Consider the following 23,539-nt stretch of genomic DNA (forward strand, 5'->3'; position numbering starts at 1 on the left):
GTTTTAATTGGAAAAGTTGTTGTTCCTATTGAGCGTCCTCGTGATTTTTCACGTGACAGCGTGAAAAAAGAAACTTATACAAAAGAAGAATTGTTAGAACATATCAAAGATTTGGCAAGCGTTTCTGATAAACGATGAAATATCGAATCACCAATCGCTTTGAAAAAGATATCCAAAAGCTCGATCCGAAACTCGTAGATTCTGTTTTGAAAACGATATCTGAAATTATCGATACTTTTGGGAAAGAACGCAAACGCAGTCTGAAAATAGAGAAAGTTAAAGGTTTTTGGTCTGCACGTGTGAACGATAACTTCAGAATTATCTTTAAAGTAGAAGATGATGTGATAATTTTTCACAGAGTTACTAATCACGATATTTATAAGAGACGTTAAAAGTAGACTTATAAAACACGTTTGAAATCTGTTGAGATTTTCTTTGTTTCTTAAATCGTTGAAGTAGTAGTCTTGAGATGGCTGCCAGTGGGAACGTGCGCATGAAAAAGATTAAAAAACTCCCTTATTTAGTCAGGGAGTTTTTTTAGTTTTTGAAACATTTGGATATTCAATTCAGTGTTTTATTAGGAAATCAGAATGACTATTTCAAAAGAACAAATCATTTCTTAGCACTCATTTGCGCTTTTGACATAACTTTCTCTATGATGTAGCCTTCCACAATGGCGTAAGATATTATCAAAGCAACGGACACGAGTATAAAGGGCCATCCCAAAAATCCGGCTGCGTAAGGAATCCATGGCGTCTTTATGGCAAATGCCCCTATCATCGCTCCAACCACAGCCACACGCGCTCCTTTATCCAAAAACGTTTTATACAGCGGGAATAATATCCACAAGGGCCCCACTATTAAAGTTCCCAAAAGGGTACCAGCTATTACTCCCTTAATACCACTTTCTTTTCCCATTAAACGTTGAACGGTTTTAGGGGACAGAAAAACGGAAAGAAAACCTGAAAAGAGCACCACGCAAATGAAAACAGGCAACATCTTTAACAAAAGCCAGATTCCTTCCATGAAGGCCGCGCCTGTCTTATTGGGGAATATGAAAAGCAGGATCACGTAAATTACGCCTATGCTTATTTCAAACCAGTGTTTTTTAAGAATACTCATTCACATCACCCCAAGAATAAGACTCGTTAAAAGTCCTATAAGTATGGCTCCAACAAAAGCTATGACATTCCTTGTTAGCGTGAAACGCTTTCCAAAGATGGATATTTCGTAAGGAATGGTTACGAAACCTACCATCACCCATGCGTTTAAAAATATAGCCACCGCCGCAATTGTAGCCCCTTTTTTTAGCAAAATGGCTCCCAGCGGATATGCGGAAGAAACTGGTCCCATTACAACAGTTCCAAAAGCGGCTGAACTAAAAACGGACAAAATTCCTTTTCCCTTACCAACTATTTGCACTATCACGCTTTTAGGAACGAATTTGTCGAAAAGACCTATCAACAAAAAGATCGTTACAAGCATGGGGAGCTGTTTTAAAAATTGCATGCCGCCTTTTTTTGCCGCTTTTTTACCGCCTTTTTTGTCTTTCTTAAAAGCGTAAATATAGCAAATAGCCACTATAATTCCGTAAGCCACAGCGCCCCATATATTCATTTTAAATCACCTCAAAGATCCAATTTTTCTTCTATTCTTGAAAGTCTTGATTTTAGATCTGCTATTTGTCTTCTTAAATCCGCGTTTTCCTTCTTTAGCCTTTCGACTTCTTCATTTTCTTTGTCTCCATTTTTATGATTATTTTCGATAGGAATCGCATTTTCTTCGCGGACTTCTATCTTCGCATTTAAAAATTCTTCCAAAACGTCTTTTACTCTTCCATACGCTCCCGTTACCGGCTTAATGCCGTAATCAATGAAATACTGCTGTGCTTTTGGGCCCATTCCACCTGTGATTATTACATCAACACCTTTTTCTTTCATGTAAGTTGGTAAATCACCAGCGTTATGTTCTGCAGCAAATGGGTTTGAAATGCTCTCAACCTTCGTAACTTTGTTCCCTTCCACATCGACCATAACGTAGTAAGGGCAATGGCCAAAGTGGTAGCTCATGACGCTTTCCAATCCTTTCGGTTCATCAGAAGTGAAACAGATTTTCATTTTCATTCTCCTCCTTTTTCTTCGTGAATGCTTTTTTCTATACTTAAAACAAGATTTTCCATAATTTTAAGATTTGCTTTCGCATTTACCAACCATTTTTCCAAATGCTTTTTTCCTTTGTCAGTTATAAAATACATTCGCCTTGAGGGGCCACTATCTTCTATTTCCCAATGAGACGTGATCAAATTTTCGCTTTCCATGTCCCTAAGCAATCTATAAACGATCGCATAGGGAATAGAACTTTGATCTATACCTAACTCACCAAGCTCTTCTACCAGCGAATAACCGTACGATGGTCCCTTTAAAAGCAAATTCAGCAAGGAAGCCATCAAAATATTGCCGCTTTTGAAGCCCATTTTTGCACATTTCATTCTTAGCAAATTCTCCCTCCAAACGGACTGTATAAATTATACACACATATGTACAATTTGTCAATAGATATTTTTTATGATTACATTTTTCTTTGATAAAAAGCTTCCAAGATATAAAAATACTTCCAAAGTATGCAAATTAAAGATGAAATCTTCAAAGATAAAATTTATTCTTGTCCCCACTGTTCTAACTTTCGAGTCGAAAAAGAACGAATCCGTTCTAACAGGATTTCAAAAGAATTGTCCTTTGTTACGCACAAATATAAAGAAAGAGGAAGGAAAAATCCTTCCTCTTTGTTTTTTTGCGTATCTTTATTACCTGTGAAGTGCCGATTTCTTTCTTCTTTTTTCAAGCCAACCTATCAAAATCGGGCTGGCTATGTAAATGGAAGAATAAGTTCCAGTGATTACACCAAAACTCATACCGAAAGCGAAGGGCTTTAAAACAGAGCTTGAGAAGAGCAAAAGAATGAAAACAACCAAAAATGTCGTAAAAGATGTGTTTATTGTTCTTGAAAGTGTTTGGTTAATTGAAACGTTGACTATTTCCGTCATGGGCTTTCCACGCATCTTCTTAAGATTTTCTCTTATTCTGGAATAGACAACGACCGTGTCATTAAGGGAGTAACCGAGTAGTGTTAACAAAGCGGCGACAACTGTGCTATCAAACCTTATCCAGAACATCGAGTAGAGGCCAGCCGTGATCACCAAATCATGTGCTAATGATGCCAAAGCGCCGACCCCAAAGACAAATTGAAATCTAAACGCCATGTATATAAGCAAAAGTATTACGACAACCAATGATGCCCACGTTGCGGATTTTCTCAATCCAGCGGCCGCATAACCGCTAACTGTTTCGAAAGATTCGAATTTAACGTTTGTATTCAGTTTTGAAGCAACTTTCTCAACATCTGAAACTAATTTGCTCTTTTGGTTAGCGTTAAAAAACTCTCCAACTGTCAAGTTGAACATTGCACGCAATTGATTGGAATTACTCGCTTTTAGATTGTGTAAACGCGAAATGCTCGCAGAAGCGAATTTTGGATCGGCTTCTTTGAATATATTTCTTACTTGAGAAAGAGTTATATCTGTTTTTGAAAAAGAAACTGCCATGCTGGTACCGCCTTTAAAATCTATTCCAAAATTGAATCCTTTAACAAACATGAAAACCAACGATAGGGCTATCACAGCGAGAGAAATAGATATGAATATGTACCTTGGACCAACGAAATTTATGTTTTTCATCTTTTCTTACCCCCTTTGATGCTTTCTGGTTGTTCAGCAATGGTAGCGTATTTGTTCTTAATCGCAGGGGCTGCCAAATCCAAAAAGTACCTCGAAAAGACAAGTGAAGTAAATATGGTACCAATTATACCTATCGTAAGGGTAACGGCAAATCCTTTTATGGAACCGGTACCGAAGTAATACAAAACGAATGCTGTAATAAGGGTTGTGATGTTGGCATCAAGTATAACCGCTGTTGAACGATTGAACCCAGCAGCTATAGAAGCTTTAACTGTTTTTCCCGTGCGCATTTCCTCTTTTATTCTTTCGAATATTATGACGTTTCCATCGACAGTGGTTCCTACGGTCAGGATGATACCAGCTATACCAGGCAAAGTTAATATTCCATGAGTCAGAGCCAACATTCCCAGGACAAAAATGCCATTGTACAGCAACGCCAAATCGGCTACAACTCCCATCATGCCAAAGTAATAAATAAGCATGTAAGCCAAAACCAAAGCAATTCCAATTCCACCCGCTATCAAACTTCTTCTTATGACGTCTGAGCCAAGCGTTGGCCCTAACGTTTGCTCTTCGGTAAGTTCAAGTGAAACCGGCAAGTTACCACTTCTTATGAGAGCTGCCAATTCTTGAGCCTGATCGTAAGTGAAATTACCGGTTATTTCCGCTCTACCACCTTGAATGGCAGTCTGAACTATCGGGGCGCTCAAAACGTAATTGTCCATAACAATTGCCAGAGGTTTACCAATTAAAGCCTGCGTTATTTCAAAAAACGTCTTGGCGCCTTTGGCGTCAAAAGTAAGGTCTATTTTCCAACCACCACGTTGTGTATTCACAGAAGCTCTGGCGTTTTTAACATCATTTCCAGACAACTGCAACGTACCAGCACCAACTTGGATGTTTTTGTTCACCAAATACCAATCATCTGTGGCATTTTTGGATCTTAACCATACGGCTCCCGCATAGTTAAGACCTATTTTAGGCGCTGGTTTAACCGCTGACGTAACGTGATCTAAAACCTGCGCAAAGTAAAGTTGGGCCTTTTGTCCTATCAAAGCTTCAGCTTTTTTGGGATCGCTTATACCAGGTATTTCAACCCTTATTCCATTTTTTCCAACAGCCGAAACCACGGCTTCCGTGAAGTTGGCATCGTCAAGCCTTCTTCTCAAAACCGTTAAAACTTGATCCTTCAGCTCAGGAGTTATGTTTGAGCCTTTCATGATGTAATCCAGCCTTGATCCACCTTTTATGTCAAGACCTAACTTTATATTTCCCAACACCTTTTGAGTGAAGGTCTTGGCATGCGGTACCGGAGGCCACACCATGAAAAATATTGAAATGAACAAAACTAACACTATGAATATCAATCTAATTTTGTCTGCTCTCATTTTTCAGAAGGGTCTAAACCCTTTTACACCCCCTGCCTCTTATTTTATAAGATCGGACTTCGATTTTTCTTCATTATCTTTACTTTTATCTTCTTTACCGTTACCGCTGTTGCTACTACTCTTCATTATAGAAGCAACAGAACGTTTGGTGATCTCAAGGTCGTTTCCAGCTGTTTTGATCTTTATCGTCTTATCCTTGATATCCGTTACTTTTCCAACAATTCCTCCAACCGTTATAACGGTATCACCCCTTTTGAGATTACTCATCATGTTGTTAAAAGTTTTGGAACGCTTTTTTTGAGGGTACACCAGCATGAAGTAAAAAAGCACTCCCAGAACGATAAGCCATACAAGCATGCTTGTAGTTCCAGAGAAGAAACTTCCTCCCCCACTTGCCGGGGCAGCCTTTTGTGCAGATGCATCCGCAAATGCTACGAAATTTTCAAACATCGCCTCCGTCTATTTAGACGGTCACCTCCTTTTTTAATTGCTCAATATCGTTATTGAACGACTTTATTTAAACCTAAAATTTCTTTTGCCTCATCCGGTGTTGCCACTTCACGCCCAATTTCAGACGCGATTTTCACAACTTTTTCCACAAGCTGGGCATTTGATTTTGCCAGCACACCTTTAGAAAGGTATATGTTGTCTTCAAGTCCAACGCGCACGTGTCCGCCCATCGCTATTGCATGCGCGGCCATTAAAAATTCGTATCTTCCCACCCCGGCAACTGTCCATGTAGCACCAGACGGTATGGAATCCACCATTCTAACAAGATTTCTCACATCCGCAGGACACGCGCCGGGAACTCCCAAGACAAAATCAAAATGAAGATGGCCTTTTATCAAACCTTCCTTTACAACTTTCAAAGCGTTGTACACATGCCCTATTTCAAAGCATTCAAACTCAGGCATTATTCCTTCTTCATCCATCTTTTTTGCAAATAATCTTATCAATGGTAAATCGTTTACAAATACATCGTCTCCAAAATTCGTCGTCCCGACATCTAGCGTTGCCATTTCCGGTTTGGAATATATCGATTGCAACCTTTCTTCTGGTTTCATTCCTACCGCTCCACCAGTTGATACCTGAATTATCACATCGGGGCACTTCTTGCGAATAAGATCGACAACTTTCCTAAAAACATCAACGTCTTGCGTAGGTTTTCCATTTTCATCTCGCACGTGAATATGAACTATAGAAGCGCCTGCTTTTCTCGCCAAACATGCTTCTTCTGCTATTTCCTGAGGGCTTATGGGAATGTAAGGCGTTTGTTCACGAGTGACTTCCGCCCCGCACACAGCCGCTGTGATGATCAGTTTTTCCATATCAATCTTCCTTTTTTCTCTGCTTATCCAATGGAACTACACACGTTCCACTCGCTTTTGCCACAAGGATAGGTTCTCTTAACACCTCGCAAGCAGAACTTCCATTTTCAATTGGTGCTATAACTTTGAAAGCTTCCAAAACCATCTTTCTCGACGTTCTACCCACACCGACAATTTTACCATACACTTCTATGTAATCTCCAGCATGAACTGGGTTAAGGAATTCCACCAAATCGTATGCTCTAAAAAGCCCTTCATCTCCATCGTTCCTTATGAGAAGCTCTGTAGCGACATCACCAAAAAATTGCATGATCTTAGCGCCATCCACTAACCCACCCGCATAGTGGACATCCGCTTCCGATATTCTAACACGTAAAATTGGCGGTTCTTTCCAATCTCCGTACGCCATTTACTTCACCTCAAAAATGGAATTTTGCGATTTAGAAGATATCTCTGTCTTAACCTTCTCAATGAACTCTTTGATATCAATCGCGCCCAAATCCGATCCGCTTCTTAAACGAACGGCAACTGTATTCGACTCTTCTTCTTTCCTTCCAACAACAAGCATGTACGGAACCTTTTTGAGTTGAGCTTCTCTTATTTTGTAACCTATCTTCTGGCTTCTATCGTCAAGAAATGACCTGATACCAGCATTTTCAAGGCTTTCATGTATTTTCTTCGCATATGAGACATTTTTGTCCGAAATTGGAAGAACTATTGCCTGCACCGGTGCTATCCACGTTGGAAAGGCCCCAGCGTAATGTTCGATCAATATTCCTATAAATCTTTCAAGTGAACCGTATATAACCCTGTGAATCATGACCGGCCTATGCTCGGCGTTATCTGAACCGGTATAAGTGAGATCGAACCTTTCAGGCATCAAAAAATCCAATTGAATTGTAGCACACTGCCAAGTTCTTCCAATGGAATCTCTCACGTGGAAATCTATTTTAGGGCCGTAGAAAGCTCCATCACCTTCATTTATCTGGTAGTCCATATTCAAATCTTCCAAGGCTTTTTTCAACGCCGATGTAGACGTTTCCCATATTTCGTCGGATCCCATGGCATCGTCTGGCTTTGTGGAAAGCTCAACTTTATAGGGAAAGCCAAACAATTTGTATGTTTTATCTATGAGATTGACAACGCCAACTATTTCATCTTCTATTTGTTCTGGCGTGCAGAAAATGTGCGCATCGTCTTGCGTGAAAGCTCTTGCCCTGAAAAGACCGTGAACAACACCACTCCTTTCGTATCTGTGAACCGTTCCAAGTTCACACATTCTTAGAGGTAAATCCCTATAGCTGTGAGAAGAACTTTTGTAGATGATTATGTGCCCCGGACAGTTCATAGGCTTTATAGCAAAATGTTGTTCTTCTTTTTCGGTGAAATACATATTGTCCCTGTAGTGATCCCAATGACCAGATTGTCTCCATAGGCTTTCACTCATTACCATAGGTGTGATCACTTCAACGTAACCGGCTTTTCTATGCTCTTGGCGCCAGTAATTTTCCAATTCCCTTCTCACTATGGTTCCATTTGGGTGGAAGAACACCATTCCGGGAGCAACATCAGAGTGAAGGGAGAAAAGATCGAGTTGAGGACCAAGCTTTCTGTGATCTCTCTTTTCGGCCTCTTCAAGCATGTGAAGATACTCATCAAGATCTGACTTCCTGTAAAAAGCCGTTCCGTATATTCTTTGAAGCATTTTATTATGCTCATCGCCACGCCAGTAAGCTCCCGAAACACTCAAAAGTTTGAAATTTTTCACCAATCCGGTTGAAGGAAGATGAGGGCCCCTACATAGATCCGTAAAATCCTTTTGTCTATAGAGGCTAACGCTTTTAACATTTAAATTCTTAACCAGATCTTCTACGAGCTCAACCTTGTAAGGTTGATCTTTTCCTTTAAAGTAGTTAATCGCCTCTTGGGGAGTCATTTCAAAACGCTCTAAAGGAATGTTTTCCTTTATTATGCTTTTCATCTCTTTTTCTATTCGTTTCAAATCTTCTTCGTTTAACGTTTGAGGAAGATCGATATCGTAATAAAATCCGTTTTCGATGGTGGGACCTATGGCAAATTTCGCCCCTTTGTACAATCTTTGCACAGCTTGCGCCATTATGTGGGCCATCGTATGTCTGTATATGGAAGGCGCTTCAGGTGATTCAAGCGTTATTAAATCTATTTCTTCACCATCTTGAGCCATGTAAAAAAGGTCTACTATTTTCTTCCCTATTTTCCCTCCAATGAAGTTAGAATCTTTGGAAATGCCGGCTTTTTCAATCATTTCTTTTAATTGAGCCGGTTCACATTCTTTTTCTTCGCCATCAAATTTCAAAATTACCAAGCAAATCACCTCATTTCAAAATTGGCTTTTGCTATTATAGCATTTTGTCCCGTCTAACATTCAAAAGTTAAACAAGCGGGTCAAATCGTTGAAATATTAACATATAATTATTCGATTATTATTTTTTTATTCATTTTATGTTATAATTTATCATCAAAACTCATTAAAGGAGTGATCGGGATGAAAAAGATAATCGTAATGGCAAGTGTGATAACTATTTTAACCGCGGCAATGGGGTTCGGTTTTATGGTAGGCTTTACCGGTGCGGGCGAATACAGTTCGATTTCTTTGGGGGCTTATTTAAACGACACAACTTTCGTTTACGCCGGTTTGGAATTTCCCATGGGTATAACTGGTGGAGGCGGTATGACGCTTGGAAGGATATACGCGATTGATCTTAAAACAGAAAAAGGCGAAAGAGTTGGAAATTTCTCCATCTCTTGGGGAGGAGTTGCATCGGCAGGAGCGGATTTTTGGGTCATTCCATCTTTTGGAATGTATGGAGGACCAGCGTTGTTCTTCAACTGGAACAACATAAATTTCATAAAAGGAAAGATAATGGGGTACTATTCATTTGGCTTGAGTTTTTCCACAAATTCAGCTTTTTCACCATCATGGGCATCCGGAGTTTTTTACTGTTTTTGAAGGTTCAAAAATCCTACCAAAAATATTTTTATTACCTTTAAGGAAGAAAAGAGATCAAAACCTTGTAACAATGTTTTATGCATAGCAAGTTAACAGGTTTCTCAATTAACAACAACTATATTTCACATTGGAAGGTGATTGTTGATGAAAAAAATATTAATGCTTTTGATACTGGGAAGTATTATTCTTTTAGGAATAAGCTTATCTGGATGTTTTTTAATTCAGAATAACTCTTCAAATAGTTCGTATTTCCCAGAAAAAACTGGTAAAGCTCAAATAGCTATTTACCAGGAGGGAAGCTCAGCGCAATATGTAACGAGCGTTACATTTTCAAATGAAAAATTCAATGGTCATTCCGATTTTTCTATTAATCTTGATGTCACGGAAAATGGAGAAGAAGTAAAAGAAAACATATTTTTTTGGAAAAATTCTTTGGGAGAACTTTATTTAGACGGTGTAAAAGTATATGAAAATTACGGTGATGGCAGTATTTCTCAAGATACATCTATATTTAACGGTATAAAATTAATTGATAACGCAAATACTGGCGAAAATAGATCTCCGACAAATCTCACGATATCCGGACATGATGATAATGGTAATTTTGAGTCTGAAACGATTTTAAGAACCTCTCAAGCAATGCAAAGCTTAACAGTTCAAGGAAAAAACTATCAAGACATTTTAAAGGTGAAATTTTCAGATCCAACAAATAGCGAAAACTACGTAGAAGTTTATTTTGTTAAAGGTGTTGGAATAGTAAGAGCCATAATGTCATCATCTTCTTCGAAAATAGTGCTAGATATTTTTAATTTTCAAAATGATTCAACTTCAGTTTCGGTTCAAAAAAATTCAGAAAAAAGGGTGAAAACAAATAATAGTTTCCCATTCTTTTTCCCATTCTTTAAAAAAACAACTCAGGGACGTTTGACAATGCTCAAAATTTAAAGTAAAAATTCGTCGATCTAAATTCCCCCAAATTCCCTCCCTGCGGGAGGGATATTTTCACTCTAAAGGAAGATAAACCTCAGCTTCGCCAGAGATAACCTGGACGTCTTTGTCAAAAACATCCGTTATCAAGTAAAGACGCCGTCTTTGCTCATTTTTTTCTTTCACTTCAACGTGTATTTTTACTTTGTCCCCAACGTAAACCGGCTTTCTAAATTTCACGCTTTGCGAAACGTATATCGTTCCAGCTCCCGGAAAGTCATGGCCTAAGACTTTCGAAATCAACGATGCGACCAACATGCCATGTGCTATTCTCTTTTTGAAGATCGTTTTCTTTGCAAATTCATCATCCAAATGGAGGGGATTGTTATCACCAGTTACTCTTGCAAAAGTTCTTACCATCTCATCACTTACCATAATTTCAACTTCTGTGAAATCTCCGACCTTTATTTCTTCGAATTTCATGTTTGGACACTCCCTTTCATGTTAAAATTGGAACGAGTTATTTCAAGACATGGCTATTATATAGCGAAATATTTCAAAAATGCCAACGTATTGAAGAAGGAGTGCCCTTATGATAATTTACGGAAGAAATGTTGTAAAAGAAGCCCTCAAGGCGGGAACCCATTTGAAAAGAGCTTATATTTTGAACTCAAACAATTTGTCACAAGAGATGAAGCAACTCGAAAATCAAATCCGTCATCTAGGAGTAACAATTGAAAAGGTGGATGAGAAAAAGCTTGAGGCAATTTCACATTCAAAAGATCATCAGGGAATCGCCGCTAAGATAAAAGACTATCGTTACGCCGATCTGGAGAATGAACTTAAAAAGATAGAAAAATACGATCGTGATGCCTTCATAATAATTTTGGACAGAATTCAAGATCCTCACAATTTTGGAGCCATAATAAGAAGCGCGTACGGCGCGGGTGTTGATTTGATAGTGATTCCCGAAAAGGGAGGATGCCCGGTTACACCGGCCGTTTTGAAGACTTCAGCGGGTTACGCATTTAAAATGCCTATTTGTGTTGAAAAAAACCTTTCGAGAAGCGTACAGGAATTGAAGAATAGAGGGATATGGGTTTATGCTGCCGTTATGGATGGGACTCCCTATGATGATATGGATCTTAAAGGTCCAATAGCCCTTATCTTTGGAAATGAAGGAAACGGAGTGCGAAGGCTGCTCGTTGAAAAGAGCGATGGAAAAATTTCAATTCCAATGGCTAGAAAGATGGACTCATTGAACGTTTCTGTGAGCGTTGGAATAATGGTGTTTCGCGTTATGGAGGCGAGAAGGCATGGCGATAATTGAACTTCCTCAAGATGTTGTCAGAAGAATAGCGGCGGGTGAAGTCGTTGATCATCCATCTTCTGTGGTAAAAGAATTAGTAGAAAACAGCATAGATGCCCAAGCGAACAGGATAAAAATCGAAATCAACAACGGAGGAAAGTCAAAGATAGTTGTAGACGACAACGGCATAGGCATGTCAAAAGAAGAACTTAAAATTGCCGTTATGCCACACACAACTTCCAAAATAAGGAAATTCAACGATCTCTTCAACATAAAAACGTTTGGCTTTAGGGGTGAAGCGCTTGCATCAATTGGAGCGGTTTCAAAGATGATAGTGGAAAGCTCCCAAACGGGAGAAATAGGGGCTTCAATAGAGGTAGATGGTGGAAAGATCACAAAAACCAAAGTTGTGGCCAAAAGTAAAGGCACAAGAATAAGCGTTTTCGAGCTCTTTTACAACATCCCTGCCAGGAGAAAGTTTTTGAGTTCCGCATCGGTAGAAACGCGAATGGTCACCGAAGTCGTTCAAAAATTCATACTCTCTCACGATATTGAATTTCGATATTTTAGAGATGGTGAAGAAGTTTTTGCCATAAATAATGGCACTCCATTGGAACAAAGAATAAAAAAAGTGCTGGCAAATGTTGAATTGGTAGAAGTGAATTCTTCCTTTGGAGGAGTGAGAATTTACGGTTACATAAGCCCCCCATATGTTGGAAAGAAAAACAGGACAAATGAAATTTTATTCGTCAACAACCGCTATGTTAGAAGTGGTCTTCTCATGAAAGCGATCGAAGCGGGATACGCTGAACATCTAAAAAAAGGGGAATTTCCAGTGGCAGTGCTTTTTGTGGAATTACCACCTCAGCTTGTCGATGTGAATGTTCATCCCCAAAAGCTCGAAGTAAAATTCAGTGACAGTTCGAAGATCTTTTCGATGGTCATGTCCTCCGTAAAAAAGGCTTTGGCTTCTCCGGATGTCTTTCAGATTCCGCAAGAAAGTTTAGAAGTTGGAGAAGAAAATTCTCTTAAAGAGTTTAACAACGATAATTCAATCGATTTAGATGATTTTAAAAGAGAAAAAAATTTCTTTCCAAAGAATGAAAATAAAATTTTAAAGGTATCAAACGAGGTTATGCCATTCGAAATGGATGTCGACTTCAGGAGAAAAAATGAAAACGCGTTTCCATCTCAAGCGAAAAAGAGGGATGCGCTTTCAAAATCGAAGATACTCGGTGTGCTGCATGGAAGGTACATAGCGTGCGAATCTGAAACGGCGCTGTATCTTGTAGACATGCACGCTGCCCATGAAAGAATACTCTATGATGATTTTAAAGCGAAAACGGGGACAACATCTCAAAAGCTTATAGCACCTATAAAGCTCGAATTGAATTCTGTGCAAAAAGAAGTCTTAGAAGAAAGGGCACATGAGATAAAAAAGTTAGGTTTTGAGTGGAAAAATGGAGAATTAAAAGCGGTGCCACAAATAAAACACGCGGTGGACTGGAAAAAAATTTTCCTTGAGTTATTGGAAGATTTCCGCCTTTCGTTTGCGAAAGATCCAAGGGAGAGTTTCTTTGCAAACCTTGCGTGCAAAGCGGCCGTGAAAAGCGAAGAAAGAATTTCACAAGAAGAGATCGTTGAGCTTTTGAAAAAACTCGATGAATTGGAAGTTTGGTCATGCCCTCACGGAAGGCCTTTGGTTTACTCTTTAGATTTCAAAAGATTGGATAGGTATTTTGGAAGATGAAAGTTGAAGAAGCGCTTTTTTCAATTTTGAAGCCCTCTAATTCTGAAGAAATCGACAGAGAAATAGAACGCGCTGAAAGGGATGGAGTATTTCTCATACCTATTGGAGATGAAAGGTATCCTGATATTTTGATGGAAATAAATGATCCGCCTCCTTTACTGTATGTTAAAGGAAAAGTTGATATTTTGAAGAGCTTTTCAATAGCCATTGTCGGCTCAAGGCGTGCAACTTCTTACGGGAAAATGGTGGCTAAACAATTAGCCAGAGAGCTTGCAAGAATAGATATTACAATAATCAGCGGCTTGGCATACGGGATAGACTCAGCTGCGCATAGCAGCGCCTTGAACGTTGGCAACACGGTAGCGGTGTTGGGAAATGGCATAGATATCGTTTATCCTTCATCGAACAAAAGACTTTTCAATGAAATTGTGAAAAATGGATGCCTGGTAAGTGAATTTCCATTCGGAACTCGTCCTCAGAAATGGACTTTTCCAAAGAGAAATAGGATAATAGTTGGCCTATCAAGAGGAGTTGTGGTGGTAGAGGCAGCCAAAAAAAGTGGCTCTTTGATAACAGCAAGGTTGGCTCTTGAAGAGGGAAGAGAAGTTTTTGCCGTACCTGGAAATATATTTTCCAGTACGAGCGAAGGCACAAACAATTTGATAAAAAATGGGGCAAAGTGTGTTACTTCATTTGAAGACATCTTAGACGAATTTCCATACGTTTCTTTTCCGAAAGGAGAAGATAGCGAAAACGAAAAAGAGGATCTTCTGATTCGTTCCTTAAAGGAAGGTCCAAAAACCGTTGAAGAACTTCAACTCGTTCTAAAAATGCAAAGCTCGAAACTCAGAGAAAGATTGACGATTTTGGAAATAGAAGGAAAAATCTCTTATGACGCTTCGGGAAGATATATTTTAAACGGCTAGCCCATAAAAATGAGGAGGGATCGTCGTGACCGAAAAAGCGATCGTGGCAAGAAATTTGAAAAAAATTTTTGGAAACGCGGCGGCGGTCAACGGTGTAACTTTTGAAGTTAAAAGTGGCGAAATATACGGCTTTTTAGGTCCAAATGGAGCCGGAAAGACGACAACGTTGAGAATGCTAACTGGCATTCTTAAGCCCACATCGGGCAAAGCGGAAATATTGGGCTTAGATGTTTTCAAGCATCCACTGCAGGTAAAAGCAAAAATTGGTGTTGTTCCAGATGAACCGAATATGTACGATAATTTGACTGGACGGGAATTTCTAGAATTCATAGGATCCGTTTTTTCTATGAAGAAAGAAGATATGAATGAACGAATTTCAGAGCTTTGCAACGCATTTGACGTGAATTTTTTGAGCAAATTCATCGGAGATTATTCGCATGGCATGCGTCAAAAACTCATGCTCGTGTCTGTCTTGATGCGTAAACCTAAGGTGCTCTTTCTAGACGAACCAACCGTCGGATTGGATGCGAAGAGCGCTAAGATATTAAAAATGCTTCTTCGAAAGTACGCCGATGAAGGCGCTGCCATTTTCATGACCACTCACGTACTTGAAATAGCCGAAAAAATGTGTGACAGAATTGGAATAATAAACAAGGGAAAATTGATAGCCGAAGGCACTCTTGAAGAATTGAGACAACGCTCAAAAAAAGAATCGCTGGAAGACATCTTCCTTTCGCTCACAGGTGAAGACGAGCTGAGAGAGGTGATAGACAACTTATGAATTTCTGGAAAGCCCTCTTTTTGCTCTTGAAATACAGAATAACCATGTGGAACAACATTCCAAAAAGGCGTGGAAGAAGGGGAAAGGCATCATTATCATTTTTCTTGATAATTGTCATCTTGGGGGTCACCTTCGGAGTGCCGGGATACTTTCTATTTGAATCTCTTCTTTCAAAATACGTCCAGGTGAACTTCGGAGCCTTAACGCTTGCGGATCTCTTTGTGGAAATGTCCTTAATTGGCGTCCTGGTTCTCGTGATCTTAATAGATACGCCAGCGGTGATTTTGAGCGTGTTTATGAGTGAAGACGTTGAATATCTTTTAACGCTTCCCATTCCTCAAGCCTCCATATTTTATTTCAAAATTTTGGAAACTTTGATAGAAGGAACTTTCCCGGCTTTTTTCTTCATTCCACTTTTAATCGCGTATGCCAATGTAACTCATATGAACTGGTACACGTCAGCCTTTGCTTTCGTTTTGTACGGCTTCTACGTCCTATTCTGCGCTGGTATATCCGGGTTCATCTCTTTATCTCTTTCAAAGGTCGTTTCAAAAAGCGGAACGAAAAGATTCATGTTCTTTTCGAGCACTGCAACACTGGCCTTGGCATTCTTGATGATGAACATCACATCAATGCCCGCTTTGAATTCTTCAAACGCCGCTCAAGCGCTCAGCGCGTACATTTCAAAGCTGAATTTTTCACTTTGGCCTTCAACGTGGTTTTTAAGAGGAATTAGAGGAGATTACCCCTACGTCTTGGCTCTAATTGGAGCTTCATTGGGACTTTTTGGGACTTCTTTCATATTTGCCAAAAAGAATTTACTCGCTGGAGTTTCGAATGTAAAATCGTCGTCTAAAACAAAAAAAGAGAAAAATGAAAGGCCTTACAAATCCAAAAAAGCTTTTTTGGCTTTGCTTTCAAAGGAATTCAAGCTTTTGAAAAGAGAACCATCCGTTTTATTCATGGTAATATATCCCGCGATTTTCCCTATAATTTTTATGTTTCCAAGTTCTTCAAACCGTTACGTTTTTTTGACGGGAGAATTGATGGGTGTTTTTATGGCCTCAACTTATCTTATAATAAGTATGGCATCCCTGATATCAATAGACGTGAAAGCCGAATGGGTGCTTAAGAGTTTGCCCATTCCAAAGAAAACGATTTTATGGTCAAAGGCGCTGATGCTAACAGCTGTGTACGAAAGTGTGTTATTTTTAACGTTCATCGTGATTTCTACGTTTTTGGGAGGTTTATGGTACGCTTTGCTGTTGTTGACTCTGGCTCTGCCGATGTTTCTGATGGCGACGTTCTTTGGCTCTTACGCAGTTACGAAGTGGCCCAACCCTAATGGTGGAACGAAGAAACCACTTAACGTCAGCGGGAGTTTAATTTCAACGGCAGTATCAGTCTTACTCGCAGGGATAGTGGCGGCTGAAAGCCTGTATATTTACTTTCGTGGAGAGATGATGTTTTTCAAGTTTGATTTTTGGTTAAACACTTTATTGTTTTTGATAGCACCTATTTTCGTGGAAATAGCGTTTATAATATTCACACTTAAAAAAGTTAAAAACATAGATTGGGGTGATCCTTTTGAAAGTGGAAATTGAAAAGAAGAAGGGATATTTGATAGTCTCGTTGAATGGAGAGTTTGACATAGAAAGCTCTCAAACTCTCAAAGAAGAGGTGAGAAAAAACTTAACATCGGAAAATTCCAACATAGTCATAGACTTGACAAAGGTTAGCTACGTTGATAGCTCAGGTTTGGGCACGTTGATAGCCCTTCAAAAAGATGCGAGGTTTAACGGTGGTTCTCTGTCAATAGTGGGCGCTTCTGAACAGATTAAACGTGTAATGAAGATGACGAATCTCGATAAGCTATTCGACTTTTACACATCAATTAATGAGGTGATAAAATGAAAATTTCTGTTGGAAGCGATCACGCTGCTTACGCTTTGAAAGAACACGTTGTTGAATACTTAAAATCGAAGGGAATAGAGGTATTGGATAAAGGCACCTTTTCTGAAGAGTCGGTGGATTATCCACTCTTTGCCGAAAAAGTGTCAAAAGACGTTTTAGATGGAAAGGCAGATTACGGTATCTTGATGTGTGGGACAGGTCTTGGAATGTCAATAGCCGCTAACAAATTCGAGGGCATATACGCGGCTCTTTGTCTCTACCCAACAATGGCAAAATACGCGCGTATGCACAACAACGCAAACATTTTGGTAATGGCTGGAAGGCTCATGGGACCCACTTTGGCGGAAGAAACCATAGATATGTTCTTGTCAACAGATTTTGCGGGCGGAAGGCATCAGAGGAGAATAAACGAAATAAAGGAGTTTGAGAATAGTTGATAAAATTCGTGGGAATAGATTTAGATGGAACTCTTCTCGACTCTAATAAAAATATCAGCCCACGAAACTTGAAAGCTTTAAAAATTCTCGAAGAAAATGGAATAAAGATCACCATTTTTACGGGCCGTGCCTGGATTTCGGCCCGTGATTATCTCAAGTGCATTTCCAACGATATTCCGGCTGTCTTTCAAAATGGTGCCTATGTGAGGACAACAAGGTCAAACAAAGTTCTAAGAAGCGTGATGTTAGACACTCAAATTGCAAAAAGAGCGGTGGAAATTGCGAAAAACAAAGGGATTTTCACCGTTATTTCGCAAGACTTCACAAACATCCCAGACATGAAATACGAATCTTCCCTTCCGCTTAATTCCAAGTTCATGCCTTACTTTGAAAGAAACTTGTACAGAATGGAAAAGGTAAAAGAACTTGAAATAGAAATTCCAGATAACGGAGCGGCGGGGGTCACGTGGGTTGGAAAATTCGAAGTGATAAAAAAAGCCATAAAAGAATTGGAAGATTTTCGAGAAAAAATGAGTGTGATTGTGGATACCATCTTAGGTAAAGAAGCGTTCGTTGAACTTCTTGGAAGGAATTGCGGCAAGGAAGTTGCAATGAACTTTCTTTTGAATCTTTTTGATATTTCTCCGGATGAAGCCGCGTTTATAGGTGATAGTTACAACGATGTCAACGTCATGAAAGCCGTGTCTCACTCCATAGCTATGGGAAACGCTCCAGACGATGTGAAAGAATTTGCCACATTCGTCACTTCGACAAACGATGAAGACGGTGTTGCAAATGCCATTTACAATTACATTTTGAAGGAGAGAGAGCTAATTTGATTAGAATAGCTATATTGACGGCAAGTGACAGGTGTTCACGTGGTGAAAGCGAAGATACAAGTTCTTTGGTAATACGCAAAATGGTTAAAGAATTTGGAGAAGTTGTTTCCTACGCCTTAGTCCCTGACGAAAAAGACATGATAATTGAAAAGCTCAAGTACTTTTGTGACGAGTTAAAAGTGGACTTAGTGCTAACAACGGGGGGAACTGGATTCAGCCCACGCGATGTAACACCTGAAGCTACAAAAGACGTTATAGACAGGGAAGTGCCCGGCATTCCAGAAGCAATGCGCGTGTTTTCTCATAAAAAATCAAAGCTATCGATACTTTCAAGAGAAATTGCCGGCATACGAAAGTCAACTCTGATAATAAACTTGCCAGGTAGCCCAAAGGGTGTGAGAGAAAATTTAGAAGTTATAGTAAATCAACTTCCGTGTGCTGTAAAGGTGCTAAGAGGCGAAAAACTCGAAAGCGATGAAGCGAAAAAATGCGAGGAGGAATGAACAATGGCGGAAATGATCGATTATGATGACGCCTTGAAAATTCTGAATGACGTATCTGAAATAGAAGAAATCGAAGAAGTGAACATGGAAGAATCGAACGGAAGGGTTCTGGCAAGAGATGTCATTTCAAATTACGATTTTCCCCTTTACAATCGTTCTGCCATGGATGGTTTCGCCTTTAGATTGGCCGATTTAGAAAAAATGGATGAACCCATTTTCAAGATCAAAGAAGTAATTTTGGCGGGGCACCCAGAAAAAATTGATCTCAATTTGGGAGAATGTGTGAGGATAATGACAGGGGGAAAAGTTCCAGAACCTTGCGACACGGTTTTGGAATTTGAAAAGTGTGAAGAGCAAAATGGCAAGGTGAAATTGTTAAAGGTACCAAAAAAATTCTACAACATTGCGCTCAAAGGTGAAGATCTGAAAAAGGGAGAAGTGGCTTTGACAAAAGGAACTCTTTTGAGTCCAAAACACGTTAACCTACTGGCCTCTCTTGGAATGAAAAAAGTTAACGTAAAGAGAAAGATAAAAATGGGAATCATTTCAACTGGTGATGAACTTGTAGATATAACGGAAGAAATAGAAGAGGGAAAGATAAGAAATTCTTCAAAGTACGCACTTTTTTCTCAAATAAAGGCATTGAATCAGGAATATTTCGATCTGGGAACGGTAAAAGATGATGAAGAAGAAATAACAAACGCCTTGAAAAAAGGTATAGAAGACTTAGACAACGATATCGTCTTGATAACCGGTGGTTCTTCAATGGGGGACAAAGATTTTACAATGAAAGTTTTAAAGAAAATGAACGCCGAGATTCTGGTGAAAAAGCTCGCCATAAAACCAGGAAGGCCAACCATAATTGCCACTACGGAAATCAATGGCAAGAAAAAGTGGATATTCGGCATGCCAGGTAATCCAGTATCCACCTATAACGTCTTCAACCTTTTTGTAAAGAAAGCCGTTGAAAGGATGCTTGGAACTTCAGGGATGACTCCAAAACTTTTGAGAGGCATCATGGATTTCGATTTCAAGAAGAAAAGGGATAGACTGCACTTCGTTCCGTGCAAGGTAAAGGTGGAAAATGGTGTTCCAAGAATTCAATTCTTGAATTACAACGGTTCCGGAGATTTCACATCTCTTGCGAAGGCGGATGCTTTCTTTTTGGCCCAGAAAAATGTTGAATTCATACAAAAGGGAGAAGAAGTAGAATTCTTCTTCATCTCGTAGAATGGAGAGTTTTTCATGAAAAAAAACTTTGCAATTTCAATGATAATTATCGTAACAGCGCTGTTTTTTCCAATCTTAGACTTTTCTGAGACTCTCACCGTTCTTCACGCTGGCAGCCTCACAATTCCATTTCGGCAAGTCGAGAAAGCCTTTTGTGAAGAGCATAAAGGAGTAACATTTGACGATGAATCCGCTGGAAGCGTCAAGATCATGAGAATGATCACGGAAATCGGAAAAGAAGCGGACGTTATCGCAGTGGCAGACTACTCTTTGATACCGCAATTCTTAATTCCAAAATTCGCGAAGTGGTACGTGAAATTCGCAAGCAATCGTTTGGTTATCGCTTACACATCGTCAAGTGCGTATGCAAAAGAGATAAATCAAAAAAATTGGTATGGTATTTTAATGAAAAAAGGCGTTGAATTTGGTTTTTCAAACCCAAATTTAGATCCATGCGGATACAGAACCGAACTGATGTTTCAGCTGGCCGAAAAGTACTACGGCATTCCAAACCTTGACAAAAAGCTTATTGCATCTTGTCCCCCAAATAATGTGAAGCCAAAATCGGTTTCCCTAATTGCCGACCTTGAAAGCGGCGAACTTGATTACGCCTTTGAGTACCTTTCAGTTGCCAAACAGAACAAATTGAAGTACCTTTTGCTTCCACCACAAATTGATTTCAGCTCACCAAAGTATTCGAATTTCTATTCAAAAGCCACACTCACTTTGATAAATGGGAAAAAGGTAGTTGGAAAACCGATAGTTTATGGTGTAACCGTACCAGAGAATACCATTCACAAGGAGTTGGCAAATGAATTTGTGGCTTTCCTACTGAGCGAAGAAGGAAGAAAGATTTTTTACGAAGACGGTCAGCCTCCAATACTTCCCACGGCAAATGTTTCTCTAGAAAAGCTTCCATTTGAAGTGGCGCAAATGATAAAAAAATATGTCAAGAAGTGACAGGGCACTTTACATAATTTTCTTCACAATTTCAACTGGCGTTCTGGTTTTTGTACTGCTTCCACTCATTCGCCTTGTGTTTTTCTTAAATCCGTCAACGGTTGCCGTTGTGAAAGACAAAAGTGTGTTGATTTCTTTGTGGAACAGCCTTTCGTTGTCTTTTATAACGGCCATTGTATCATTGATCGTTGGAGTCCCCACCGCTTATTTGATGTCAAAAAAGATGTTTGGAAAATTTGAAAAACTCGTGGAAACAATCGTAGATCTCCCACTCGCAATTCCGCACACCGTTGTTGGCATAGCCCTTCTTTTTATAATAGGAAGAAAAGGCATAATAGGTTCTTTGTTTTACAATTCATTTGGTTTTAAAATGACGGGAACAAGACTCGCGATTGTTCTTGCCATGCTCTTTGTTTCTCTCCCTTACACGGTTAGTTCGACAAGGGAAGGATTTAAAAAAGTGGACGATTCGCTGGTAAAATCGGCGATGGCTTTGGGCGCACCAATGCATTCCATTTTTAAACGCATATACCTTCCACTTTCAAAGAGCGCAATTTTTTCCGGCTTCATGCTAACGTGGGCAAGGGCAATCTCGGAATTTGGTGCCGTTGTCATATTGGCTTACTATCCAATGACAGCACCGGTGAAGATCTACGATGCGTTCAGCCAGTACAGTTTAAACGTTTCCGGGGCAATAGCGGCATACTTGCTTTTGATATGCTTGGGCATATTCTTAACGCTTAGATTTTCTTTCAGGGGAATGAAATGAAAATTCTTGAAGTTAAAAATCTCAACGCACATGTGGGAAATTTCGAATTAAGGGATATTTCTTTTTGCCTGAATGAAGATGAAATACTGGTATTTTTAGGCGATAACGGTGCCGGTAAAACCAAAATTTTAGAAGCCGTGAGCGGTTTCATTCCTTTAAAGAGTGGGACGGTTAGAATTCTCGGAAAAGATGTGACCAATGTAGAAGTCCAAAAAAGGAAAATAGGTTTTATATTTCAAAATCTCGCCCTTTTTCCACACATGACGGTAAAAGAAAACGTGGAATTTGGCTTAAAGTATTCGAAAGTTCCAAGAGCCATTTTTCGTAATGCAATTAAAAGTTTCAAAATAGAAAAATTCTTGAATAGATACCCAGATACCTTGAGCGGTGGTGAAAGGCAGAGGGTAGCCCTTGCTAGGACGTTGGTGACAAACCCAACACTTGTCTTTCTTGACGAACCAACCTCCGCTCTATCTCCGAGAGAAAGGGCGAATACGGCCAAAGAGATAAAAGCCTTTTTAAAAAAGGCGAGAAAACCGGCCATCTTTGTAACCCACAACGAAGAAGAAGCTTTTTTAATGGGAGATAGAATAGCCGTTGTGGAAAAGGGAAAAATCGCACAGATTGGGAAAAGTGATGAAATATTTTACAAACCAACCTCAAAAGAAATAGCCAATTTATTTGGAACGTACAACATTTTCAACGGAAAAGTGGTTAAAAACGAAAGCGATGTCTTAACAATAGAAGTTAAAAACAAAGAAATAATGGGAATTGGAAATTTTAAAGTTGGAGAAAGCGTAAACGTGTTTGTAAGACCAGAAGATGTGGTATTAACGTGTGAAAAATCGAAAAGCAGCGCGAGAAATTCATTTTCTGGGAGTGTAACTTCAATCTTGAAAAAAGGACCTATTTTTGAGGTAAAAGTGGACGTTGGAATTGAAATAATCTCATTTGTAACAAAAGGTTCTCTCGAAAAATTGCAGCTTAAAAATGGAAAAAAGGTCATCGCGGAATTCAAAGCCACGGCAATTCACATTTTCAAATAAAGCTTTAATGAAAGGGGGAAGGTCATCGTCTTGAAGTAGACTATGACCAAACAAATTGAAGATTGTAAAAGTGGAAGAAGCTATTTCCATGATAGAAGATGGTTCCACAATAATGGTGGGAGGCTTTTTGGGCTTTGGAAGCCCAGAAGAAATGATGGACGAACTCGTAAGACAGACAAAAAAATCGCTCACCGTGATATGCAACGATTCGGCCTTTGCGGAAACGGGCATAGGAAAGATAATTGTTGCCAAATTGGTAAAAAAGTTGATAACTTCACACATGGGAACGAATCCAGAGACTCAACGACAGATGATAAATGGGGACTTGGAAGTTGAACTCGTTCCCCAAGGAACTCTTGCAGAGCGAATAAGAGCCGGTGGAGTTGGCTTGGGAGGAATATTGACGCCAACGGGTGTGGGAACTCTGGTACAAGAAGGCAAAAGAACTTTGAATGTAAATGGAAAGGAATACCTCCTGGAGCTTCCCCTGCGAGCGGATTTTGCTCTGTTAAAAGCAAAAAGGGCAGATTATTTAGGGAATCTTTCTTACTCCCTGACGGCTCGAAATTTTAACCCTCTCATGGCCATGGCCGCTGATGTGGTAATAGCCGAAGTGGAAGAAATAGTACCAACCGGCGTCATTCCTCCAGACGAAGTTCACACTCCTCACGTCTTGGTTGATTACGTTGTTGTAGAAGGGAGGAAATGAA

General features: G+C 39.5%; 28 protein-coding genes. 17 read left to right on the forward strand and 11 right to left on the reverse strand.

The genetic code is table 11. The features are described 5' to 3' along the window. The first annotated feature begins 134 nt into the window (after positions 1-134). Entirely contained in the window at positions 135-392 is a 258-nt protein-coding gene (locus ACXJIN_RS03720; protein ID WP_456399515.1) for a type II toxin-antitoxin system RelE/ParE family toxin, read from the forward strand. Between the two features lie 220 nt (positions 393-612). On the opposite strand, the gene ACXJIN_RS03725 is transcribed toward ACXJIN_RS03720, so the two are convergent. From ACXJIN_RS03725 to thrS, 10 genes are all read right to left on the reverse strand, one after another. Continuing rightward, positions 613-1,122 (reverse strand): permease, encoded by a 510-nt coding sequence (locus ACXJIN_RS03725; RefSeq protein ID WP_456399517.1) that lies wholly within the window; start codon positions 1,120-1,122, stop codon positions 613-615. After that, a complete protein-coding gene (locus ACXJIN_RS03730) occupies positions 1,123-1,617 on the reverse strand; it encodes a permease (RefSeq protein WP_456399519.1) in 495 nt (164 codons plus the stop codon). It abuts the gene before it with no gap. 11 nt (positions 1,618-1,628) lie between these two features. Further along, entirely contained in the window at positions 1,629-2,117 is a 489-nt protein-coding gene (locus tag ACXJIN_RS03735; protein WP_456399521.1) for a NifB/NifX family molybdenum-iron cluster-binding protein, read from the reverse strand. A 2-nt stretch (positions 2,118-2,119) separates the two neighbouring features. Further along, the gene (locus tag ACXJIN_RS03740) at positions 2,120-2,488 is read right to left on the reverse strand and encodes a PadR family transcriptional regulator (RefSeq protein ID WP_456399579.1); all 369 of its coding nucleotides are present in this window, start codon (positions 2,486-2,488) and stop codon (positions 2,120-2,122) included. Positions 2,489-2,803: 315 nt separating this feature from the next. Further along, positions 2,804-3,733, reverse strand: a complete 930-nt coding sequence (gene secF / locus ACXJIN_RS03745; protein ID WP_456399523.1) for a protein translocase subunit SecF — start codon at positions 3,731-3,733, stop codon at positions 2,804-2,806. Then, positions 3,730-5,121, reverse strand: a complete 1,392-nt coding sequence (secD, locus tag ACXJIN_RS03750) for a protein translocase subunit SecD (protein WP_456399525.1) — start codon at positions 5,119-5,121, stop codon at positions 3,730-3,732. The genes secF and secD overlap by 4 nt, the downstream gene beginning before the upstream one ends. Positions 5,122-5,160: 39 nt before the next feature. Then, a complete protein-coding gene (gene yajC, locus ACXJIN_RS03755; protein ID WP_456399527.1) occupies positions 5,161-5,571 on the reverse strand; it encodes a preprotein translocase subunit YajC in 411 nt (136 codons plus the stop codon). Positions 5,572-5,621: 50 nt separating this feature from the next. After that, entirely contained in the window at positions 5,622-6,449 is an 828-nt protein-coding gene (gene kce, locus ACXJIN_RS03760; RefSeq protein ID WP_456399529.1) for a 3-keto-5-aminohexanoate cleavage enzyme, read from the reverse strand. A 1-nt stretch (position 6,450) separates the two neighbouring features. Further along, positions 6,451-6,858, reverse strand: a complete 408-nt coding sequence (gene kal, locus ACXJIN_RS03765) for a 3-aminobutyryl-CoA ammonia lyase (RefSeq protein ID WP_456399531.1) — start codon at positions 6,856-6,858, stop codon at positions 6,451-6,453. Next, positions 6,859-8,733 carry a threonine--tRNA ligase gene (thrS, locus tag ACXJIN_RS03770; RefSeq protein ID WP_456399581.1) on the reverse strand — a complete coding sequence of 625 codons (1,875 nt, stop codon included), beginning with the start codon at positions 8,731-8,733 and terminating at the stop codon, positions 6,859-6,861. A gap of 240 nt (positions 8,734-8,973) precedes the next feature. Here thrS and ACXJIN_RS03775 point away from each other — a divergent pair, with 240 nt between their 5' ends. Next, a complete protein-coding gene (locus ACXJIN_RS03775; RefSeq protein ID WP_456399533.1) occupies positions 8,974-9,438 on the forward strand; it encodes a hypothetical protein in 465 nt (154 codons plus the stop codon). Positions 9,439-9,582: 144 nt separating this feature from the next. Continuing rightward, the gene (locus ACXJIN_RS03780; RefSeq protein ID WP_456399535.1) at positions 9,583-10,383 is read left to right on the forward strand and encodes a hypothetical protein; all 801 of its coding nucleotides are present in this window, start codon (positions 9,583-9,585) and stop codon (positions 10,381-10,383) included. 57 nt (positions 10,384-10,440) lie between these two features. Here the strand turns inward: ACXJIN_RS03780 and ACXJIN_RS03785 are convergent, their stop codons facing one another. After that, positions 10,441-10,848, reverse strand: coding sequence for a MaoC family dehydratase (locus ACXJIN_RS03785; protein WP_456399537.1), 408 nt, complete (start codon positions 10,846-10,848; stop codon positions 10,441-10,443). A 109-nt stretch (positions 10,849-10,957) separates the two neighbouring features. Here ACXJIN_RS03785 and rlmB point away from each other — a divergent pair, with 109 nt between their 5' ends. From rlmB to ACXJIN_RS03855, 14 genes are read left to right on the forward strand one after another with little or no spacing between them, the layout of a single operon-like run. Further along, positions 10,958-11,695: a 23S rRNA (guanosine(2251)-2'-O)-methyltransferase RlmB gene (gene rlmB, locus ACXJIN_RS03790; protein WP_456399539.1), complete on the forward strand. Its 738-nt coding sequence runs from the start codon at positions 10,958-10,960 to the stop codon at positions 11,693-11,695. Further along, positions 11,682-13,424, forward strand: coding sequence for a DNA mismatch repair endonuclease MutL (gene mutL, locus ACXJIN_RS03795; RefSeq protein WP_456399541.1), 1,743 nt, complete (start codon positions 11,682-11,684; stop codon positions 13,422-13,424). The genes rlmB and mutL overlap by 14 nt, the downstream gene beginning before the upstream one ends. Continuing rightward, positions 13,421-14,350 (forward strand): DNA-processing protein DprA, encoded by a 930-nt coding sequence (gene dprA, locus ACXJIN_RS03800; protein WP_456399543.1) that lies wholly within the window; start codon positions 13,421-13,423, stop codon positions 14,348-14,350. The genes mutL and dprA overlap by 4 nt, the downstream gene beginning before the upstream one ends. A 25-nt stretch (positions 14,351-14,375) precedes the next feature. After that, a complete protein-coding gene (locus ACXJIN_RS03805; protein ID WP_456399545.1) occupies positions 14,376-15,131 on the forward strand; it encodes an ABC transporter ATP-binding protein in 756 nt (251 codons plus the stop codon). Then, positions 15,128-16,735: a putative ABC transporter permease subunit gene (locus ACXJIN_RS03810; protein ID WP_456399547.1), complete on the forward strand. Its 1,608-nt coding sequence runs from the start codon at positions 15,128-15,130 to the stop codon at positions 16,733-16,735. Before ACXJIN_RS03805 ends, ACXJIN_RS03810 begins: the two co-directional genes overlap by 4 nt. After that, entirely contained in the window at positions 16,725-17,045 is a 321-nt protein-coding gene (locus ACXJIN_RS03815) for an STAS domain-containing protein (protein ID WP_456399583.1), read from the forward strand. Before ACXJIN_RS03810 ends, ACXJIN_RS03815 begins: the two co-directional genes overlap by 11 nt. Further along, a complete protein-coding gene (gene rpiB, locus ACXJIN_RS03820; protein WP_456399549.1) occupies positions 17,042-17,482 on the forward strand; it encodes a ribose 5-phosphate isomerase B in 441 nt (146 codons plus the stop codon). Before ACXJIN_RS03815 ends, rpiB begins: the two co-directional genes overlap by 4 nt. Next, positions 17,479-18,321 carry a Cof-type HAD-IIB family hydrolase gene (locus ACXJIN_RS03825; RefSeq protein ID WP_456399551.1) on the forward strand — a complete coding sequence of 281 codons (843 nt, stop codon included), beginning with the start codon at positions 17,479-17,481 and terminating at the stop codon, positions 18,319-18,321. The genes rpiB and ACXJIN_RS03825 overlap by 4 nt, the downstream gene beginning before the upstream one ends. Beyond that, positions 18,318-18,824: a MogA/MoaB family molybdenum cofactor biosynthesis protein gene (locus tag ACXJIN_RS03830; protein ID WP_456399553.1), complete on the forward strand. Its 507-nt coding sequence runs from the start codon at positions 18,318-18,320 to the stop codon at positions 18,822-18,824. The genes ACXJIN_RS03825 and ACXJIN_RS03830 overlap by 4 nt, the downstream gene beginning before the upstream one ends. Positions 18,825-18,827: 3 nt before the next feature. Continuing rightward, the gene (locus ACXJIN_RS03835; protein WP_456399555.1) at positions 18,828-20,054 is read left to right on the forward strand and encodes a molybdopterin molybdotransferase MoeA; all 1,227 of its coding nucleotides are present in this window, start codon (positions 18,828-18,830) and stop codon (positions 20,052-20,054) included. 15 nt (positions 20,055-20,069) lie between these two features. Beyond that, positions 20,070-21,014 carry a tungstate ABC transporter substrate-binding protein WtpA gene (gene wtpA / locus ACXJIN_RS03840; protein WP_456399557.1) on the forward strand — a complete coding sequence of 315 codons (945 nt, stop codon included), beginning with the start codon at positions 20,070-20,072 and terminating at the stop codon, positions 21,012-21,014. After that, positions 21,001-21,783, forward strand: a complete 783-nt coding sequence (locus ACXJIN_RS03845; RefSeq protein ID WP_456399559.1) for an ABC transporter permease subunit — start codon at positions 21,001-21,003, stop codon at positions 21,781-21,783. Before wtpA ends, ACXJIN_RS03845 begins: the two co-directional genes overlap by 14 nt. Beyond that, positions 21,780-22,829: an ABC transporter ATP-binding protein gene (locus ACXJIN_RS03850; protein ID WP_456399561.1), complete on the forward strand. Its 1,050-nt coding sequence runs from the start codon at positions 21,780-21,782 to the stop codon at positions 22,827-22,829. Before ACXJIN_RS03845 ends, ACXJIN_RS03850 begins: the two co-directional genes overlap by 4 nt. A gap of 55 nt (positions 22,830-22,884) precedes the next feature. Then, positions 22,885-23,538: a CoA transferase subunit A gene (locus ACXJIN_RS03855; RefSeq protein WP_456399563.1), complete on the forward strand. Its 654-nt coding sequence runs from the start codon at positions 22,885-22,887 to the stop codon at positions 23,536-23,538. Position 23,539 lies beyond the last annotated feature (1 nt).

The sequence above is a fragment of the Mesoaciditoga sp. genome (assembly GCF_054006115.1).